16 protein-coding genes and 1 CRISPR repeat array are annotated in these 20,962 nt (G+C 44.6%); of the genes, 13 read left to right on the top strand and 3 right to left on the bottom strand.

All coding sequences use genetic code 11. The features are described 5' to 3' along the window. Nucleotides 1-54: 54 nt before the first annotated feature. The 3 genes from QUF61_RS03310 to ilvD all read right to left on the bottom strand — a co-directional run bounded on the left by QUF61_RS03310 (nucleotide 55) and on the right by ilvD (nucleotide 2,586). Nucleotides 55-399 carry a PilZ domain-containing protein gene (locus QUF61_RS03310; RefSeq protein WP_103921227.1) on the bottom strand — a complete coding sequence of 115 codons (345 nt, stop codon included), beginning with the start codon at nucleotides 397-399 and terminating at the stop codon, nucleotides 55-57. A gap of 2 nt (nucleotides 400-401) precedes the next feature. Continuing rightward, entirely contained in the window at nucleotides 402-671 is a 270-nt protein-coding gene (locus tag QUF61_RS03305; protein ID WP_103921226.1) for a hypothetical protein, read from the bottom strand. A 232-nt stretch (nucleotides 672-903) separates the two neighbouring features. Further along, a complete protein-coding gene (gene ilvD / locus QUF61_RS03300; RefSeq protein ID WP_289680444.1) occupies nucleotides 904-2,586 on the bottom strand; it encodes a dihydroxy-acid dehydratase in 1,683 nt (560 codons plus the stop codon). A 421-nt stretch (nucleotides 2,587-3,007) separates the two neighbouring features. On the opposite strand from ilvD, the gene nadE reads away from it, so the two are divergent. The 13 genes from nadE (at nucleotide 3,008) to QUF61_RS03235 (ending at nucleotide 20,685) form a co-directional block, all read left to right on the top strand. Beyond that, complete coding sequence (gene nadE, locus QUF61_RS03295) at nucleotides 3,008-5,008, top strand: NAD(+) synthase (protein ID WP_289680443.1); 2,001 nt, start codon at nucleotides 3,008-3,010, stop codon at nucleotides 5,006-5,008. Between the two features lie 1,020 nt (nucleotides 5,009-6,028). After that, nucleotides 6,029-7,690 carry a Cas10/Cmr2 second palm domain-containing protein gene (locus QUF61_RS03290; RefSeq protein ID WP_289680442.1) on the top strand — a complete coding sequence of 554 codons (1,662 nt, stop codon included), beginning with the start codon at nucleotides 6,029-6,031 and terminating at the stop codon, nucleotides 7,688-7,690. Further along, nucleotides 7,690-8,301 carry an RAMP superfamily CRISPR-associated protein gene (locus QUF61_RS03285; RefSeq protein WP_289680441.1) on the top strand — a complete coding sequence of 204 codons (612 nt, stop codon included), beginning with the start codon at nucleotides 7,690-7,692 and terminating at the stop codon, nucleotides 8,299-8,301. Before QUF61_RS03290 ends, QUF61_RS03285 begins: the two co-directional genes overlap by 1 nt. Then, nucleotides 8,288-9,799, top strand: coding sequence for an RAMP superfamily CRISPR-associated protein (locus tag QUF61_RS03280; RefSeq protein WP_289680440.1), 1,512 nt, complete (start codon nucleotides 8,288-8,290; stop codon nucleotides 9,797-9,799). The genes QUF61_RS03285 and QUF61_RS03280 overlap by 14 nt, the downstream gene beginning before the upstream one ends. Then, the gene (locus tag QUF61_RS03275) at nucleotides 9,796-11,196 is read left to right on the top strand and encodes an RAMP superfamily CRISPR-associated protein (protein ID WP_289680439.1); all 1,401 of its coding nucleotides are present in this window, start codon (nucleotides 9,796-9,798) and stop codon (nucleotides 11,194-11,196) included. The genes QUF61_RS03280 and QUF61_RS03275 overlap by 4 nt, the downstream gene beginning before the upstream one ends. Before the next feature lie 13 nt (nucleotides 11,197-11,209). Continuing rightward, complete coding sequence (locus QUF61_RS03270; protein ID WP_289680438.1) at nucleotides 11,210-11,770, top strand: hypothetical protein; 561 nt, start codon at nucleotides 11,210-11,212, stop codon at nucleotides 11,768-11,770. A gap of 11 nt (nucleotides 11,771-11,781) precedes the next feature. Then, nucleotides 11,782-14,031, top strand: a complete 2,250-nt coding sequence (locus QUF61_RS03265) for a TIGR03986 family type III CRISPR-associated RAMP protein (RefSeq protein WP_289680437.1) — start codon at nucleotides 11,782-11,784, stop codon at nucleotides 14,029-14,031. Further along, nucleotides 14,028-14,909: a hypothetical protein gene (locus QUF61_RS03260; protein WP_289680436.1), complete on the top strand. Its 882-nt coding sequence runs from the start codon at nucleotides 14,028-14,030 to the stop codon at nucleotides 14,907-14,909. Before QUF61_RS03265 ends, QUF61_RS03260 begins: the two co-directional genes overlap by 4 nt. Nucleotides 14,910-14,913: 4 nt before the next feature. Beyond that, on the top strand, nucleotides 14,914-15,213 hold the full coding sequence (csx16, locus tag QUF61_RS03255) for a CRISPR-associated protein Csx16 (RefSeq protein ID WP_289680435.1): 300 nt from the start codon (nucleotides 14,914-14,916) through the stop codon (nucleotides 15,211-15,213). A gap of 57 nt (nucleotides 15,214-15,270) precedes the next feature. Beyond that, nucleotides 15,271-15,510, top strand: coding sequence for a hypothetical protein (locus QUF61_RS03250; protein WP_103921738.1), 240 nt, complete (start codon nucleotides 15,271-15,273; stop codon nucleotides 15,508-15,510). Between the two features lie 21 nt (nucleotides 15,511-15,531). Continuing rightward, a complete protein-coding gene (gene cas1, locus QUF61_RS03245; RefSeq protein WP_289680433.1) occupies nucleotides 15,532-18,519 on the top strand; it encodes a CRISPR-associated endonuclease Cas1 in 2,988 nt (995 codons plus the stop codon). Beyond that, nucleotides 18,516-18,794: a CRISPR-associated endonuclease Cas2 gene (cas2, locus tag QUF61_RS03240; protein ID WP_103921741.1), complete on the top strand. Its 279-nt coding sequence runs from the start codon at nucleotides 18,516-18,518 to the stop codon at nucleotides 18,792-18,794. Before cas1 ends, cas2 begins: the two co-directional genes overlap by 4 nt. 286 nt (nucleotides 18,795-19,080) lie before the next feature. Then, nucleotides 19,081-19,530: a CRISPR direct-repeat array (repeat unit 35 nt; unit sequence GTTTCAGGCATGCTGGCCGCTAAGGCTATTGAAAC). Nucleotides 19,531-19,659: 129 nt separating this feature from the next. Beyond that, nucleotides 19,660-20,685, top strand: a complete 1,026-nt coding sequence (locus tag QUF61_RS03235; RefSeq protein WP_289680431.1) for a hypothetical protein — start codon at nucleotides 19,660-19,662, stop codon at nucleotides 20,683-20,685. Nucleotides 20,686-20,962 lie beyond the last annotated feature (277 nt).

The raw sequence follows: 20,962 nt of genomic DNA, 5'->3' as shown, positions 1-20,962 counted from the left end.
CTGGCCTGCAACAACTTCCCGTTATTACTGGTCTTGTTGGGCAATTCCTAAGTTTTAACCATCAAAGCTTAACAACTGACTGACTTTTTCAACACGTTCTAAATCAGCATTGCTGATTTCTATGAACAGACAACCGGTGCAATGTAATTCAGGATTAATATCCGGTGCCGTCCAGCGAGTTTCAACTTCAGCATCCAGATGATCCTGATCAAAATCCTCATCTTCAGGTAATCTGATTCTTAATTTACGCAGTACATTCAAAGGCATGGCATGATCGGCAATAATCATTAAGCCTTCGTCAGAAATATCGCCCAGATGGCCTAATAAACGTCCAGTTTCCCGGTCAAAGACATCCAGGTATAAAAACAGATTTTTACGTCGTTGCTCTCGATGTTCCATGGCTACTGCCCTTTATGTGGTGCTCTCTTAAGCTTTCGCTCAGCTTTTAAGGCTTGCATCGCTGCCTTTTTATTGGCACGGCAGGTCTTGATATTTGGCCTGACTTTAGCGGCCTGAACACAGATTTTATAGGTGTTTAAAATCTGAATACGTTTATCGACATCGCTGCTGATATTCTGTTTAATCTGGTTGATATTTGCTTTTTCGGCAAATGCTGTCTGCGCATACAAGCTTAATAGGCAAATGCTTAATAGCACTTTAATCGTTTTCATCTGAATGTTCCTCTTTATATATATTATAGTGCGTTATCAGGGGTCAGCCTGAGAAGCTATTGGTAAACCTATTGCGCTCGACATAGCGGCGTTGCAGTCAGTGTGAAAAATCCTCATGTATTTTATATACACTCCGGTTTTTCGCACTGGCTGCGCCTTGCTCTGCCTTCGCTCATGACGGTTTAGCAACAACTTCTGATAACGCTGGTCTCGTAATATCGGCTATGGCCTTTTAGGCATCAGTCACGCAACCTTCCGAGGCATTTTTCACCGTTTTAATAAAACGGTATAAGGTGCCGCGTTTGGCTTTATATTCAGGCATCGTCCAACCGGCTTTGCGTTGTTCCATTTCAGTGTCGCTGACATCCACAGCCAGCAGGTTATTTCCGGCATCAATGGTAATTTGATCGCCATTTTGAATCAATGCAATAGGGCCGCCTTCCTGTGCTTCCGGGACAATATGCCCCACGATAAAGCCGTGAGAACCACCGGAAAAACGTCCATCGGTTAATAGTGCAACATCGTTGCCAAGCCCTGCGCCCATAATGGCGGAGGTGGGCGTTAGCATTTCCGGCATACCAGGGCCGCCCTTAGGCCCTTCGTAACGAATCACGACTACGTCACCTTTTACGATCTCTTTGCGCTCCAGTGCTGCCAGCATGTCTTCTTCGCAATCATAGACTTTAGCCGGGCCTGAAAAACGTAAACCTTCTTTGCCGGTGATTTTAGCAACGCTGCCACCGGGAGCCAGATTACCTTTTAAGATTTGGATATGACCGCTTTCCTTAATCGGTTTTTCCAGTGGCAAAATGACTTCTTGCCCAGGCGTTAAATCTGCTGCTTCAGCCAGGTTTTCCGCTACGGTTTTACCGGTGACTGTCAGGCAGGAACCATTAATCAAACCTTTGCTCATCAGGTACTTCATGACCGCTGGCGTGCCACCCACATTATGCAGGTCTTCCATTACATAACGACCACTGGGTTTTAAGTCGGCAATGAAGGGGATGCGATCACTGATAGCCTGAAAATCATCAATGCTCAGTTCCACATCAACTGAACGCGCCATCGCAATTAAATGTAATACCGCATTGGTGGAGCCACCCAGCGCCATGAGCAACACCATCGCATTTTCAAATGCGGCACGGGTCATAATATCGCGGGGTTTAATATCCTGCTCCAGCAAATAACGAATTGCCTTGCCTGCGCGTTCGCATTCTTCCCGTTTACCGTGTTCTTCGGCAGGCATGGAAGAGCTGTAAGGCAGGCTCATGCCCATTGCTTCAATGGCGGAAGCCATGGTGTTTGCAGTATACATGCCGCCACAGGCACCCGCGCCGGGACAAGCGTGCGCCACGATATCCTGGCGTTCTTCTTCAGTGATTTTGCCAGCAAGAAAAGCACCATAAGACTGAAAAGCAGAAACGATATCCAGCGGCTGATTATTTTTATCATACCCCGGTTTAATGGTACCGCCATAAACCATTAAGGCTGGACGGTTCAGCCGTCCCATGGCAATAATGCAACCCGGCATATTTTTATCACAACCAGGCAGCGCAATCAGTCCATCATACCATTGCCCACCCATAATGGTTTCAATGGAGTCGGCAATTAAATCCCGCGATTGCAGGGAATAACTCATACCCCGCGTACCCATGGAAATACCGTCACTCACACCAATGGTATTAAAACGCATCCCCACTAAGTCTGCCGCCTGCACCCCTTTTTTCACTTCCCCGGCCAGTTCCAGTAAATGCATATTACAGGTATTACCTTCATACCAGACACTGGCAATGCCTACCTGGGCTTTGTCCATATCTTCGGTGGTTAAACCTGTACCGTATAACATCGCTTGCGATGCGCCCTGAGATTTAGGCTGGGTGATACGGGAACTATACGGATTAAGGGGTTTATTCATACGGTTTATACTCCTGACCGGATTGCCAAGTTGAAACAGGCTTGGGAAAATAAGATTATATAAGAAATAGTGCATTATAGCCTGAAAGACACGAACAGGTTAATAGCATCTTTAGTAGATAAGTGAATTATGCCTATGATTTTATCCAGCAATTCATCAGCCGATCCCGAATGGTGTGATATAAAGATAATTAAGCATGATGAATAAATTGCTATTATGCTCTCTTTAGGAGTGAGGATGAAATAAATGCAGAAACTGGGCGCAGGATTTTCATTCATTTTCAAGGCGTGAAAACAGGCGCATAGCAAGCTATGTAACTGTTTTCACAACGCAGAAAATGGAGGAAAAGACCAGCCAGGTTGCTGAAGTTATAAAATTCTCACTCCTTAATTAACGCAACTAAAAAACTACGATTAAACTCATGCATCTGATTAAACTTGCTGCCGCCTGTCTGAACCAGACACCGATGGATTGGGACGGCAATCAAAAAAATATACTGGCAGCCATTCAACAAGCGCGCTCCCAACAAGTAGATATTCTGTGTCTGCCGGAACTGTGTATCAGCGGTTATGGTTGTGAAGACGCTTTTCTGGGTGCGGGTTTATTACAACAGGCGTTGCGGGTGCTGCTGGAAATTGTACCATTCACCCAGGATATTATCGTTGCAGTCGGTCTGCCGGTATTACATCAAAACCGTGTATATAACACCGTGTGCCTGCTTAATAATGGCAAAATCGGTGGTTTTGTTGCCAAACGTTTTTTACCCGGTGATGGCATTCATTATGAACCACGCTGGTTTCATCCCTGGCCCGTTGAAGTGCAGGACAGTCTGCAAATTGGCGAAGACTGCGTGCCTTTTGGTGACATTTATTTTAATTGCGGTGGGGTGCGCATTGGTTTTGAAATCTGTGAAGAAGCCTGGGTGGCGCGTCGTCCCGGTACCCGTCTGGCGCAGGCGGGTATCGACATTATCCTTAACCCCACCGCCAGCCATTTTGCCTTCGATAAACGTGAAACTCGCAAACGTTTAGTGTTGGAAGGTTCACGCGCCTTCAGCAGCAGTTATGTCTACGCTAATCTGCTGGGCAACGAAGCCGGACGGGTGATTTATGATGGCGACACCTTGATTGCCAGCAACGGCGAGATGTTAGCGGCTGGCGAGCGCCTCAGTTTTGCATCGTGGCGTTTGATTTCTGCGCTGGTGGACGTGGATCGTACCCGCATGAACCAGGCGCGCACCAGTCGTTTTGTTGGCAACCCGCAAGCATGTGTACATTTGGATTTTAACTACCCGCAACGCTTGCCGGAAAAACAAAGCGAGAGCAAGCCGGTATATCCCGCCTGGGAAACGGGGGAATCTCTCAAGCAAGAAGAATTTGCCCGTGCCGTGGCCTTGGGTTTATATGATTACTCAGCCAAAAGCCGTTCCCAAGGCTTTGCGCTTTCGCTCAGTGGTGGCGCGGACTCTGCGGCTGTCGCCTGCCTGATTCGTTTAATGGTGGAACTGGGCGTGGCAGAAGTGGGCATAGAAAACTTTTGCGCCCGCCTGAATCTGCCGCAAACTGAGCTGAACACCATAGAACAACTCATGCCGGTGTTATTGGTCTGCGTGTATCAGGCCACCCGTAACTCTTCGGAAACCACCCGCAACGCGGCTGAAAAAATAGCCCATGCCGTTGGCGCGGAATATCTCGAACTGGATATTGAAAACATGGTTTCCGGTTATCGGCAACACATTGAGCAGGCTATTGGGCGCTCCCTGAACTGGGCACAAGACGATCTGGCGCTGCAAAACATCCAGGCCCGCGCCCGCGCCCCTGGCGTGTGGATGCTGGCAAACCTGCGTAATGCCTTATTGCTCGCCACCAGTAACCGTTCCGAGGCGGCAGTGGGTTATGCAACAATGGATGGTGATACCAGCGGCGGCCTGAGTCCGCTGGCAGGCATAGACAAACACTTTATTCGCCACTGGTTGCACTGGCTGGAGCAAAACGCACCAAACAGCCCCGGCGTGAACCCCATCCCCGCGCTCTCTTATATCAACACCCAGCAACCCACCGCAGAATTGCGTCCCGGCGCGGAACAAACTGACGAAGCGGATCTAATGCCCTATGTATTGCTCAACGCCATTGAAAAAGCCGCGATTCGGGATCGGCAAACACCCTGGGAAATTTATTGCTTATTAAACAGCCGTTTTGATTATACAGCCGAACAATTGCTGACATGGATAGAACGTTTTTTCCAGCTCTGGATACGCAACCAATGGAAACGCGAGCGTTACGCACCGAGTTTTCACCTTGATGACGAAAGCCTCGACCCCAAAACCTGGTGCCGTTTTCCTATACTCTCTGGTGGCTTTTCTCACGAGCTGAAGGAAATGCGTAAAAATGCCCTGTCTCAAATGGGAGAGGAACCGGGTTAAAGTAACTCGCAAGAAATAACACCCTCGTAGCGCGCAGGATTTTTATTCATTTTCAAGGCGTGAAAACCGGCGCATAGTAAGCTATGTAATGGTTTTTACAATGCAGAAATAAACAACCACCCGCTAAAAGACGGGTGGGTTGGAGCATTTGGTGACTGAAAGCCGAGATACAGGGCGGACAAGCCCTGTTGTTTAGCCCCAACGGGGCGCATTAATAACGTATTTTGATGACATCCATATTTTAATGTTTTCCATACAATTAGGCTGTTTTTTCTGACTTATTTCTGAATTTCAATAATTTGACTGATTGAGAATATTGGAGTGATAGTGTAGTTTTATTTTTTTATTTTCTTGGCTGTCTATATTTTGTAGTCTATATTTTGTATATTTTTAGTCTATATTTTTACACACCTTAAATGGTGATCGATTAGCGGAAATGCCAGCGGTGGTGATTTTGTAATCAGTATTTTGCACTGAAATGGTGCGATTTTGCGGAGAAAACCATTGAAGTGGCATGGGTTTAACAAAATATTCAGATTTATCTTTTAATATTAAAGGCTATTGAAACTTTTTAATAGCCCGTAGTGGGTAAGCTACGCCGTTTCAGGCATGCTGGCCGCTAAGGCTATTGAAACTCCGATCAACAAAACACCACCAACCAATACAACGTTTCAGGCACGCTGGCCGCTAAGGCTATTGAAAACAAAAAACCTCGGTACTGTTTAAGTACCGGGGTTTTTTATTGCCTCTAACCTGATTTTTAATATTCCACCAATGGGTCGTGGTTTATAACTGCAACCCAAATGTTGAAATATCCAGATTTGAGTTACAAACTCAGACCCACGCATTTCCCTTGCTTTTACAGTTGATATAGCAATAAAAACTTGATAGGGTAAATTAGCGTGGTAGCACCAAACAGAAAAAAATAACAAATCAGAATTTATCTTCTGCGTTCCTAATGTGGACATAGTGAATGAGGTGAATTCACACAAAAACAAAAATAGTTGCTAAGGAGTTGTAATGCCCACTGTTTATGGATTTGAAATAAAATCGATCCAAAATTATATTTTGGATGGTAATAAATTAAGGGATATGGTTGGGGCGAGTGAACAAATTGAATATATTTGCTTTAATACAAACAATACTAAAAATTTAAGTTTAATTGATGAAGTCCTGGCAGTCTTGGGAATTAATAATCCGCAACCGCAGTTTGTTCGCAAGGCAGGTGGGGCATTTTTAATCTGTTTGGATGATGAAGAACAGGCTCAACAATTACAAGCTGTTTGGACTCTTGCTATTCAGCGATTTTTACCCGGTGTCAGTTTTGCTCAGGGGTTTGCCAGCGATAAGACTTTACCCAAAGCAGTTGAGCAAGTTCGGGCTAAACTGGTGAGCAATCGTAATATTCACTTCCCTTCTTTACCACAAGCCAGTCCTTTTAGTTTCCGCAGTCCCAGAACAGGGCAGGCGGCTTATAGCAGCCGTAAGCGTCGAGACCAGCAACAAGAACAAATGGATGCGGCGATTACCCAAAAACATGAATTTTATCGGTGTACTTTTGGCTCCAAGGTGTATGAAGCGGGTAACAGTCGCTTATTCAAAAAATTAGCTTTTGATGTTGAGGGCGATAATCAGGATCTTGCTAAATTTCACTGGCCAGTGGACTTAAATGCTGAAGACGCAGATGCCGATGTGGAAAATTATCAGCAAGATAGTTTTCCTTTTTTGGGTGACAACCGTTATGTCGGGATTATCCATGCCGATGGCAATGCTTTAGGGCAGCTATTGCGTGATTTAGAAGTAAATATTAAAGCGCAAGATTTGAATGATAAAGCTTATAAAGCTGCCTTTTTAGCATTTTCTAAAGCGATTGAAGACACGACTTTACAGGCGATAAAAACAACTCTAAATAAATTAATTACCCGCCTTAAGCTCCATCCTGATGGAAAAGATACCATGCCCGCCCGCCCTTTGGTTATTGGTGGTGATGATGTGACGTTTGTTGTTCGCGGTGATTTGGCTTTGGATTTTTGTTCAGATTTTCTGCAAAATTTTGAGCGGCTTAGCCAAAAAAACTTAGCACCTTTGGTGAGTGAGTATGGCATTAAAATTAAATCCTTAACAGCTTGTGCCGGTATTGCTTTTGTTAAAGCGAATCAACCTTTTTATCTGGCTTATCAATTGGCTGGGAAGCTCTGTGATCATGCTAAAGATGAATCAAAACGTGAGACTTCATGCCTGGCTTTTCATCGCATTACCAACAGTGTGATCGGCGACTATAAAGGTCTTCTCCGTGAAGAATTAAGCTTAGCGGATAAGAAGTTCTTGACTATGCAACCCTATAAAGTCAATAAAATGGATGCTTCCGCTTTAGCTTCATTGGAAGACTTGCAGGACTTTGCCAGTTTTATGAAAGATGAAGATAATCATATCAGCAAAGGCGCAGCACGCGAACTGCTTAATCTACTGCATTTAAATCCAATTGAGGCGGAACATGCCTTTAATCGCTGGCGTGAAAATATGCAAAAAAGCCAATTACAGGATTGGGAAGGATTTATTGATAAGCTCAGCAAACTGACAGGTAGTAAAGCGATGAACTTATCTTGCTTGTTTAGCGATGATAAAACCCCTATCGGTGATGCGTTGATGTTAAATGCAGTCAGTCAGGGCAGGGAACTGTAATGCAATTAAAAATAGAAATTTTATCTTATTGGCACACGGGAGCCGGTAAGTCTGGCGGAGCCACTATAGATGCACTGGTAGAAAAAGATGATGGTATACCGTATTTACCGGGGCGTAACTTAAAAGGCCTGGTGCGGGATGCGGTGTATTGTGCTGAGGAATGGGGGCGGGTTCCAAAAAACCTGACCAACACCTTATTTGGCACACGCGCAGAAGAACAGGGAAAACGCCGTCATGACACGGATTCAGGTGCTTTGCGTTTTTGTAATGCAACACTGGAACCAGCACTGGCAAGCTGGCTTAAAAACCCTGCATCATATGATGCCGCCGCATTGCAAAAACATCTTTTTACCACTTTATATGCAACCCGGATTGAGCATGATAGCGGTACAGCTTTTGATAAGTCTTTGCGTAGTATTGAAGCAAGTATCCCGCTGACACTTTATGCACAGTTAGATAATATCAAACCCGAACAATTGACGGCTTATCCTGATTGGCAAAGTAATCTAAAAAAATGTTTAGTTTTAATGCGTGCAGTGGGTTCCTGGCGCAATCGTGGTTTGGGGCGTGCGGTTGTGACTTTGGTGGAGAATAATCATGCAGCGTCTTAACTATACCCTGAAATTATTAGAGCCTGTAATCATCAGCGAACGTGGCGCAAATGAAGGTGGTCATGGCAGTCTGGATTATATCAGCGGCGCGAGTTTATTGGGTGCAGTTGCCAATCGTCTGTATACCCAACTCAGTGCCAAAGACAGTTATTTCCTGTTTCATTCCGGCAAACTGAGATTCCACAATGCCTTACCGCTTAGTCCGCATCGTCATCCAACTTACCCTATCCCTTTTAGCTGGCATGAAGCCAAAACGGGTACAAAAGTTGTTCGTGACGATCATGTCTGCCTGGAAAACCTTTGTGATTTAGCGGATAAAACGCAGCAGCCCAAACAATTGCGCCGGGGTTATATCAGTTTTTGTAGTGAATATGTTTCGCCCAATAAACAATTACAAATGAAAACCGCCGTAGATCCTGAAACAGGGCGTAATAAAACTTCAGCATTATTCGGTTATGCCAGTTTGCCTGCGGGTTTATCTTTTGGTTTCAGTCTTGATGTTGATACAGATATTGATGATGCCTTATTAAGCAAGGTAAAAAATTGTCTGCAAGGTATCCTGCACCTGGGGCGTTCCCGCTCGGCACAATATGGTCGGGTTGAGGTTTCTGTTGCAGATTGGGAAGAAGATGATTTGTTGATACAAGAGGCAGATAAAGGCTTCTCCATTTGGTTATTGGCGGATATGGCATTGCAAGATTCGCATGGACAAGTTTCGTTTTATCCTGAGCCTGCCCATCTCAGTTTTCCTGAGGCTTGGAAAGCTTCTTTCAACCTGGCTAAAAGTTTTATTCGTCATCGTAGTTACAGCCCTTTTAATGGGCATTATCGTCAGCGAGAATTGGAACGCCCCGTGTTACAAATGGGTAGCATGTTACATTTTGACTGTGAAAACACCCCAAGTATTGAAGATTTGCAGCAACTGCAACAAAAAGGTCTGGGGCTTTATCGTCAGGCAGGATTGGGACGGGTGTGGATTAATCCACCCAGGCCCTATATTTATAAAGCGCAAAAAAAACCACCCGTGCCTGCGGTTTCAATGCCTGAACATCCTTTGGCACAGTGGCTTGTTAATCAGCACGATAAAATTAGAAAAGATGATGAAATTGAAAAAACTGTGAAAGTTTGGCTTGATGAGTATCAAACTTATTATCTCAAAGCCACTAAACTCCATAAAATTGCACCGGGTGACTACGCAGGCCCTGGCCCTAATCAATGGGGGCGGGTATTGGAGGTTGCACAAACTGTTTCCGACCTCTCAATGCTTAAAAATAACTTATTTTCAGGTGAGCATGCGGTTTGTAAAGAAAAAGATGAGGCCTGGGGGCTTGCTTTTTATGCACCTGGCGACATCAAGAACTTTCGCGCATGGTTAAAAGCAAAAGTTAAGCTTTGTGAAAAAGAAAACCAAACACCCGCAACCATTGCTGCAACTATTGCCCGCCTCGCTCATCATATCCGTCGTGATATTAAACAAATCCAAGGAAACAGCCAATGATAGCCAGCAAGCCCTGTTTTCATATTGCCCAACTGGTTTTAGAAACCCTCACGCCATTATCCATTGCTACCGGGCGGGGTGATGGTTTATTTGATAATTTATTGGTACGTGATGCCAATGGTTTACCCGCTATTCCTGGTAGCAGCCTCGCGGGTGTTTTACGCCACTTATACCAACAAGTTTATACTGAAACATCGGCCAATGAATTGTTTGGCAAAGCAAAAGATAAAAATGATGAACGGGAACTTGCCTCTACGGTGCAAGTCTCTTGGGGCGTATTACATAATCAAGATAATCAACCCGTAGAAAAATTTGATCCCAACTTGGCAACGCTTACTGATAGTGTATTAAAAGATGCGCTGGGGCAGGGTATTAGCCGTGATCAAGTAAGGATTAATCACCAGGGTGTGGCGGCCAGTGACGAACAAGGTAAATTTGATCGTACCAGCCTCAGAACAGGGCACCGTTTTAGTGTTGAATTATCTTTCTGGCGCGGCTCTGATCAAGACCCAAAACCCTGGCAGCAACTGCTCACCCTTTTGCAACACCCTGAATTTCGCCTGGGAGGTAATACTCGTAGCGGTTTGGGTAAGGTTAAATTGATTCAATGCCAGGAAACCTGCTTTGATTTAAGCACTGAGCAGGGCTTTGATGACTTTAGTGCGTTAGCGCGTCATTTAAATAGCCTGGATACTGAAACCACCCTCCCCGCACTCAATACTGACAGCAGTGCTGTGACAACTTATCAGCTAAAGCTCAAGCCATTAGAGCCATTTCGGTTTGGTGGCGGTAAACGCAGCTTAAACCCGGCCAGTGAGGCTGATGATGTTCCAGTGTTAGAGCAAAAGATTAGCTGGACTGAAGACAAAGGTACTTTAGATACCAAACGCTATGTGCTTGTGCCTGCCAGCAGTATTAAAGGCGCAATCAGTCACCGTACCGCCTTTCATTACAATCGGCTTAAACAGGTTTTTTGTGAAGAAATTGAATCTGATAATTATGCCTGTCATGTCGGTGAAAATAATGAGGCCGTTAAAGCCCTGTTTGGTTATGCCAAAGACAGCAATGATCAAGACAAAGAAAAAGGACGGCGGGGCATTGTATTATTTGATGACTTATATCTGGATATTGACAGCCGTAAAGCCGGGGACTTAATTCACAACAGCATTGATCGTTTTACCGGTGGGGTATTAAATGGTGCATTGTTTGTGGAAGAAATTATCAATGATCCAAATATCAAACTTAAGCTTGATATCAGTCTGCTACAAACAATAGAAGATGAAGATATTCTCAAGGCCTTTGAGTTAAGTCTGGACGATTTGAAAAACTCCAGATTGGCTTTAGGGGCTGGCAGTGGTCGCAGTGGCTGGGGCTATTTTTGTGCTGTAACGGATTAAAGGAAGTATTTCTATGCAAGCTGATGACTTATCAAAATACCTAAAAAAACTACCTGAAGAAGTAAAAGCACATCTGCAATTATCTGATGAAATACAACTGTCGGGTTTATCTATCCAAACAAAAAACTATAATTTTGAGCAACATGAACAATTATTAGCCGATGTACAAGCTTTTGAGACAACCCAAGCCTGGTTATGTTTTCAACAACAACCTATTGCCGTTAAAACTGAAGCGGGTCAACTTAAACTCTATGATAAGCGACTCAATGAAGTCCAGTTTTATGATGATCATGCCAGCCTGTTTAAACAATTTAATTTAGAACATTATGGGTATCTGCTTTATGGCGAACTTGCTAAGGGTGATGCCGCGTTACATATACGCCAGGATGGACAGGCAGGCTGGATTGTTACGACATACGCGCCAACAGATAATGATAGTTACCTGCTTGAATCAATCACCCAAATGGCAGAGTTTGATGAAATTGGCCAGCCCAATTACCGGGTTTACTGGCAGTTTGATCCGAAAACACAACGCTATTGCCAAGCCCATGCTCATTTTTGTGGATTTTTATAAGAGAAATCGTCATGCCTGAGAAAATTACTTCACCTTATAACTTTGTGCCACTGTCCCACTTTATTTATTTCCCAAAATGGGCGGATAAAGTCTCGCATGACATACCCTTCAAAGAAGGTTTTAGCGGTAGTCTACAGATTAAAATTACTGCCAATACGCCTGTTTTAGTGGGGGGAAAGCCTAAAAGTGCTGATAGTCGTCATGCAGGAGAAGTTCACTTTTTTGAAATGAACAATATGCCGACCATTCCCGGTAGCAGTCTAAAAGGCATGACACGCGCTGTATTGGAAATCATCAGCTTTGGCAAAATGCAAAGGGTTAATGATCAGCGTTTGGGTATTCGGGATATTTCCTGTTCCGCCAGTATTGGGGACAACTATATTCATACAGGGCAAAAAGCGGGGTTTTTACGTTTAAATGAAAAAACGGGGCAGACTGAAATTGTGCCTTGCACAGGCTTGGCTAAGGGCAAATCAGATGATCTGGGTAACTGGATAAATGATTCAACCAGTATTGCTGATAGGTATAGAAAAGCAATAGTAAAAGCTAATAACCACACAACCCAGATTCAACATCATTTACCTACCATTCGATTTAATTTATCCAAAGGTAATAATTTACCCATAGCCAATCCTGATGATACGGGGAGTCATGAAGGTATTGTCGTTTTTACAGGCCCTATTTCTCAGAAAAAACATGATTTTGTTTTTTTTGACCGTGATGAAAGCAGTCCTATAAAAATTCGCCCACAAACATTAAAAGACTTCCTGCAAATTCATGGGGAAGATAGTTGTGATAAAAATATTAATACACAAAAAAGCCCCTGGTGCGGATATTGGAGAAAACAATTCTTTAATCACCAGGAAATCCCCGTTTTCTACCGCTTTGATAAACATAAACCTGATCAAGTCAAATCTATTGGTTTGGCCTACATGTACAAACTGGCCTATAACTACAGCATCGGTGAAACCATAGATTACACGAACCCTGAACACGCCAATCCTGATAAAAGTGATTTAGCTGAATTGATACTGGGCAAAATCCATCCTGATGAAAATAAACCCAGCCTGAAAAGCCGGGTTAGTTTTGGCAGTTGTCGCCTGCAAGGTGAAAAAATATTGGCAGCACCCATGGCACAATTTAAAACCACGCAACGCTATGGGCAAGCAACCATCTTAAATGGGCCAAAACCCACATATTTTCCTAATTACATCACCCAGGAAACCAATGCTGCTGGAGATAAGGTGGACAATAAACAGCAATATCGGACTTATATGCAGCATGACAGCGAGATTCGTGGCTGGAAACGTTATCCGGTTAGAAACGAGGAAGAAATCAATATTCCAGAACCCAGCGGTGCGATTAATGCAAATAACCGGGGGCAGGAAAGCAAAGCAACACAAGTAAAATTATTTCCACTGCAAAAAGGCAGTGTATTTGCAGGTACAACCCGTTTTCATAACCTCACCCGTTTAGAATTAGGCGCATTGATTTGGGTATTAAAATGGGGATTTAAGCCTGACTGCTATCATGCCATAGGCATGGGTAAACCTTTTGGTTTAGGGCAAATCAAGCTTGATATTACAAAAATGGAGGCGCAAGCAAATGATCCTAATGAAAACCCCCTGGCAGAAAATAATTTAGAAAAGCTCTGTAAGGAATTTGAACAACATATTAATACGCAATATAACCAGGAAAGTGGCATTAACTGGTTAAATTCACCACAAATGCAACAATTACTGGCAATGGCTAATCCAACATTAGCACAGGCAAATAAAGGAAATTTAGCCTATATGCCATTAAATGATTTTGTTGAGGCCAAGAAAGATCACCTGGTTTTACCTCCCTACATTTCGATGCAGAAGGATGATAAAGAGATATTTTCACGTCCACAGCGTCCACTGGATCAGCGTTCAGCCTCTTATTCGGAAGATGATTTGGCAGCTGCCAGTACTGAAAGTGAAGAAAAGGCCACAGAACAGGTAATAGATGAGGTTCCCACCATTGTAGAAGAGATAAATCCTTATGTTCAATGGGTTGATAAGCAAATACAAGAAATAATGGCAGCGGGATCAGATGAATTTAAAGCCATAACAGGGAAACAGTTGGCGCAACGCTGGCAACAAGCCGATGAAACTATTAAACCAGCATTACGGGTAGAAATTGCAAAAAGGTGGTCTATCGATTTTGATTGGTGGAATAAACCTAATATGTCAAAAAAAATGACAAAAACCCGTAAAATTTATGATGAGGAAATATGAACAATAATCGCCCCCATAAACAACAAGCCGAATATGCCATTCGTGTACTACAAAAAACATTGGGTTCAGCTAATTTACTGATTGTCAGTGTTATGATTGTAGTACTTGTTGCTGTTGGCATTTTTATTAATGGTGTTTATGAAATGCTCACCTTGTTTGATAACCAGGACTGGCAGCAGTTATGGAGTTGGAAAATGATTATCAGTCTGGGGACTTTCCCAATAATGTTCATTATTTTACTATACCGGGCAAGAGTGGAAACCGGGCAAATTAGACCTATAGTGATACAGGATGACAAACCGGCTGAAGTCAAAGGTCTGATTTTATTTCTCAGTCCACCGGGTAGAGATGAGCAAACCATAAAAGCTATCAATCAGGCACCAGATAAAAAAACTCATAATATGACGGACAAGGTATTCCGGGAAAGTTTTTCAGGCCCTTGGCGCATGCCTATTGAAGCTATTAATTATCATTTGGGGCGGCTTAAAACCATTATCATTATTCCTTCCAAAACCACTGAAACGCAAACCAGAAAGCAAATAGGCACCATTAAAGACATGGAAGATTTTAGGCAACTTATTTGCAATATCCACCCATTTTCTCCAGACATCAAAAGTATCAGTGAACTTAAGCCTGAATACGCCTCTGGAATTGACTTTGAAGACATTCGTGAACTGGCAGATGTAACGAATTATGCTTATGAGTATTTACAGCAAAAAGACATGTCATTGTGTGACATCATCGTTGATATTACTGGTGGTCAAAAACCCTCAAGCGCGGCGGCAACCGCCATCGCACTTATGGAAGGCAGGCAATTTCAATATGTCAGTATGCATGACTATAAAGTGCGCGCCTATGATGTCACCTATCTGAACTAAAACCATGACCACCTATTTCATCAGTCGCCACCTCGGTGCCAAAGTCTGGGCAGCGCAAACCGGGTTTAAAATTGACAAGCAGGTCAGTCACTTTGAACCCCGGGATACCCAGTCCGGTGATAGGATACTGGGCACATTACCGGTTCACCTTGCCGCAATTGTCTGCGCCAGAGGCGGCCTGTATTATCATTTGTCATTAAATATACCACCTGATCTGCGTGGTAAAGAACTTAGTGTTGAAGAGATGTTGGCTTGTGATGCCCGTTTAGAACAATATGAGATCAAGGTAGTGACACCAAAATAACCATTCACAATAGATTTTCTGATTTTTGAAAAATAAGCTGATACAAGAAATTTTACCATGCAAATTGCCAATCCCATTTACGATAGTGTATTCAAATTTTTGCAAGAAGACAGCGCCAGTGCGGTTTTACTCTTATCAGCCATGATTGATGAACCTATTGAATCACTGGATTTTCTGCCACAGGAAAATATGCTTCAATTAGACCAATGCTCACTGATGGTTTATTGCCTGGATTTTTGCACCAAAATAAAAACCAAAAAACAAGCAATTGAAGAAAAATACAAACTCATTGCATAACATCAGCTAAAAAACTAAACCATGCCCCTCTCAAGCCTGCTTCCACTTCGTGCCATCTCCGTCACCCTGCAATTCACTGAAAACAGCAAACTGCCGTTTTACCACCAATCCATCGTCAACGCTTGGCTGCGTTATTTATTTGAACTGCCTGATACTGCCTACGAAAACTATCTCTGTATCGACACGCCTGAAACCGGCTGCATAGACTACCGCGCCAAAGACTATTACCGCTTTACCCTGATTGCCATACGCGGCGGTGAAACCGGCCTGCAACACCTGCTGGAAAAATTACAACAACTGCCGCACAGTGTCCGCCACAGCAAAACCAAGCAGCCGTTGCGCGACAACCTGCGTCTGCATCAAGCCTGCGATCTGTTTACCGGCAAAGCGATTGAACACACAACACAACTCAGCGTCTATGACCTGCCGCAACTGCAAGCTGAAACCAATCTCTGGCAATACGCCCAGACCTGTTACATCCGCTGGCTCTCCCCCTTGCGCTTACTGCTGCCAAAAGCACAACGCGATAAAAATGCCAAAGGTGAAGCCCGTTTCTGCCGCGAAGCAAGTGAACTTAACTACAAACACCTCAACGAAGCCCTTTATAACACAATCAACACCCTGCTGCGGCAACGTGAGCAAACTGGCTTTTCCCTGCCCGACATTCCCTCTGGAACACTTAATCATCATCAACTATTCTGGATGGATCAACACTACGGCAAACAACAAAAACCTATGGGCGGATTTCTCGGTCTACTGCAACTTGACTGCCGCCAATTCACCCCACAACACTGGCAAAACTGGATAATAGGTCAATACCTTGGCATTGGGCGGTTTCGTATTTTTGGTTGGGGGCGTTACCAAATCGAAGGCATGGAAGGTGAAATCAGCCTGCAACGCAGTGAGCAGGCCAGCACCCAGCTCCAGCGCGTCTGCACGCCTGACAACATGCAACGCGCATGGCAGCACGTCTCGCGCCAACAACAAGTAGAGCGCATAACTGATAGCACCATGCACCAGATGGAATCCGACATCCCCACGGACAAAGTTGCCGCTAGACTCGAACAACAAGCGCAGCAACTGCTAAACCAGACTTACGCCATCCCCCCGCTTAAAGGCATTATCCTGCAAAAAACTGGACGCGATCCGCGCCCACTTGCCGTGCCTCCGTTTTTTGACCGCATCAGCCAACGCGCAACCACCCAAATTCTCACCCCCGCGCTGGAAACCCTGATGTATGAGCACAGCTACGGCTACCGGCGCGGACGCTCACGCCATCAAGTTGCACAAAAAATCCAGCAAGCCTACCGTCAAGGTTATCGCTGGGTATTTGAATCCGATATTGAAGACTTTTTCGATAACGTATCCTGGGAACAACTTCACACTCGCCTGCACGCCCTGTTCGGTGATGAACCGCTAATCGAACTCATCATGACCTGGATTAGCGCGCCGGTGCAGTTTGACGGTAAACTGATTCAACGCCGCGCAGGATTACCGCAAGGCAGTCCTCTCAGCCCATTGCTCGCCAACTTGCTACTGGATGATTTTGACAGTGACCTGGATACCGCAGGCTACCTGTTGCTGCGTTTTGCCGATGATTTTGTCATCCTCGGCAAAACTCGCGCTGAAGTTGAAGATGCCGCTCGCCACGCGAACGCCTCCATCAGCGAACTGGGCATGACATTCAACCCCAAAAAAACTGCCATCACCGACTTTGAACAAGGCTTTCGTTTTCTCGGCTACTTATTTGTCAACGGCTTGGCATTGGATGCAGGTGGTGAAAAAGACCCCGATTACCAACCACAAATCCCACCCGGCAGTTGGCTGGCAGACACAACAATAACGCCTGAGACGCTGCAACAAACAACAAATGCGCAGGCGGGCGCAGGTTTGCAACCTGCGCCCGAACGTTTTAACAACGCCGGATTACAAACCCAGTCCCACAAGACGCAAGCACCTGAAACAAATCCCGACACCCGCATTGGCGAACGCGAAGAACTCGGTATCTACCTGTTTATCAATGGCAGTTCCGCCCTGCTCTCCACCCGCGAAGAACGCCTGCATATCCAACAACAAACCGAAGACCCGGAACAACCGGAAACCCATAGCTACCCCTGGCGCAACCTCGAAACGGTAATACTGTTTGGCAGTCATCACCTCACCACCCCCGCCCTGAAAGCCGCTTTCAAACACCAGGTTGCGATACACTACGCCACCCGCAGTGGCGAATATCAAGGGCTGGCAAGCAGCATTCACACCCGTCACCAACACAGCCGCCTGTGGCTGGAACAACACCTGCGCTTTCAGGACAAACAGCAAAGCCTTAATGCCGCTTTATCCCTCGTGCAATCACGCCTGCGTCACCAGGGCGAAGTGCTGCGCCGCTACAACACCGATAAACAATTTAACCAAAGTCTCACCCAACTGCAAAATCTGCTGGCAAAAGCCCGTTATACCCAGGATTTTGAAAACCTCAATGGCTACGAAGGCCAGGGCGCAAAAATTTATTTCCAGGCATTACAAAAACTCGTCCCTGAAGCACTGGGTTTTGGAGGACGCAACCGCCGCCCACCCCGAGATCCGTTTAACGTCCTGCTCTCACTGGGGTACACCATTTTATACAATCATGTCGAAACCCTCTGTTACGCCAGCGGTCTGCAACCCTGGGTGGGTTTATACCACCAGCCCCACGGTCGCCATGCCGTGCTCGCCTCGGACTTAATGGAACCGTTTCGCCACATCATCGAACGGGTCGCGCTTACTGCCGTGCGCCAAAACCAGATTAACCCGGATGATTTCTCCATAAAAGCCGATGGCAGTTGTTACATGGCAAACGAAGCACGTAAAAAATACCTGATTTTGCTCAGTGAAGCCTTTGAAAAACCGTTTAAGGCGTATCGTGATGAACAACCCTATAAACTGCACGAGCATTTGCACCGGCAAAATCTGCAATTGATAGACTGGATACATGGAAAAACCGATCATTTTCAGGCTTGGAAAATCAAATGAGAGCCTATATCGTCTGTTACGATGTCACGGAAGATAAAATCCGTAATCGTATCGCCAGGGTACTCAAAGAATACGGTGATCGGGTGCAATATTCCGTGTTTGAAATTTCCCTGAAAAACGAAAACGAGCTTGAGATACTCTGTAATCGTCTCAAAATCATTGCCGATGAAGACACCAAAATTGGTTTATATCGTTTATGCGCTAATTGTCGGCAGGACTCCCACACCTTAGAGGGTGATCGGTTGGCGGAAATGCCAGCAGTAGTGATTTTGTGAGCTTCGTTTTGCACTAAAATAGTGCGATACCGCGAAGGAAACCACTTCAGTAAAGTGGTTTTTAGATACGCTAATCAATAGATATAAAAATCAATCATTTATTACTGAAACTTGATTCTATTTATTGGATTTCTCCGCGGCACCTATAAAATCAATTACTTACAATTGATTTTGACTGCTTTTTGAGTGATTTTTTGAGGATTTGTAAAAAATGACAGCTATTTTAAAGAGCTTCGCGGAAATGGGGTCTAAAGTGCTTGATTTCAAAGGGGGAATATGGTGTACTGTTTCAGGCATGCTGGCCGCTAAGGCTATTGAAACATCCTCGGAGATTTCACTAATATTTTTCCCTTTGTTTCAGGCATGCTGGCCGCTAAGGCTATTGAAACTTCCCCCAAACACCCATTGATTATAGGTTATTCCGTTTCAGGCATGCTGGCCGCTAAGGCTATTGAAACAAAGCCGCCATCTTTTTTTGTCTGGGTTGTTAACTTGTTTCAGGCATGCTGGCCGCTAAGGCTATTGAAACTTTCAGATGCCTTTGCGAATACTGGGCAGTACCGTTTCAGGCATGCTGGCCGCTAAGGCTATTGAAACCTGTTGGAGTTTCAATCCACTTGTGAAAACTGTGTTTCAGGCATGCTGGCCGCTAAGGCTATTGAAACTTTACCAGCTTAACCTTGCCGCCCCACCGGCGCGCTGTTTCAGGCATGCTGGCCGCTAAGGCTATTGAAACCATAAGTGACGACAAGCCAATGAGCCAATCCTGAGTTTCGAAAATTTAGGAGACATCCATGTAAATTTTAGAAAAAACACCATTCCTGTTATTCTGTCCTAAAACCTGAACCTAAAGAGGGATAAAACCATGCCTACACCTCGCAAAGAACAAGTTAGCAAACACAGCAACGGTCATTATCACTGCGTCAGTCGCGCCGTGCGCCGGGCTTTTTTATGCGGCTTTGATAAGCAAAGTGGTTGTAATTACGAACACAGGCGGCAATGGATACTGGACAGGTTGGAAATACTTGCCGGACAGTTTTCAGTTGAGGTTTGTGCTTATGCCATTATGAGTAATCATTATCATCTGGTACTGCATGTTGATTATGAGCAGAGTTTGACCTGGGATGCTGATGAAGTGGTCAAGCGTTGGTGTACCTTGTTTCCACCGCAGGCTTTGAAAGATTCTGATGACAATCAAATTGATGTTGAAGTGGTTAACGCTTATTTTTCACGTCTGGCAGCCGATGAGGAAAAAGTAACTTTATGGCGCGAGCGTCTGGCAGATTTAAGCTGGTTTATGCGTTGTCTGAATGAGCCGGTTGCACGCCAGGCGAATAAAGAAGATAAGTGTACCGGGCGGTTTTGGGAAGGGCGTTTTAAGTCTCAGGCTTTATTGGATGATGCCGCTTTAGTTAGCTGCATGGCCTATGTTGACCTTAACCCGGTACGAGCCGCGATTGCACAAACTCCGGAAGATTCTGAATTTACTTCTTTTGCAGCAAGAGTTGAGATTCAAAAGAAATCAGTCTCAAAACCAGAACCACAAAGCCAATGGCTGCTACCTTTTGCTGAGACTAAAAAGACCGGGAAACCTCAAGCCACGCAAAATACACATGTTTGCCTGCCCATCAGCCAGGAAGAATACTTTGAACTGGTCGATTGGACAGGGCGTTGTATTCGTGATGGTAAGCGTGGCGCTATTCCTGCACATATTCAGCCTATTTTGCAACGTCTGGAAATCAAGCAAGACAACTGGATAGATGGCATACAGCATTATGGCAATCATTTTTATAAGGTTGTTGGCATTATGCGGCATTTGCTGGAAGAAACTGAACGGCAAGGGCGAAAATGGTTTAAGGGACAAAGTGCTGCCCGCTTGTTATACCAATAGCTGATATTTCCATTTCTCATTAAGTTATATTTATGGCACCAAATAGCCTGCCATAGGTAGGTTATGGCTGATTTTTGGTTTTTTCCATACAATTAGGCTTTTTTTTCTAACTTATTTCTGAATTTCAATAATTTGACTGGTTGAGAATATTGGAACGATAGTGTAGTTTTATTTTTTTATTTTCTTGGCTGTCTATATTTTTTTTGGTTTAGCTGTTTCAATAGCCTTAGCGGCCAGCATGCCTGAAACATACCGTGCGCCTGGTAGATGACATTGA

This window comes from Candidatus Venteria ishoeyi (assembly GCF_030378065.1).
Taxonomy (GTDB): domain Bacteria; phylum Pseudomonadota; class Gammaproteobacteria; order Beggiatoales; family Beggiatoaceae; genus Venteria; species Venteria ishoeyi.
Note: the sequence above shows the minus strand (reverse complement) of the source record. Positions and strands in the feature narration are given on the sequence as shown.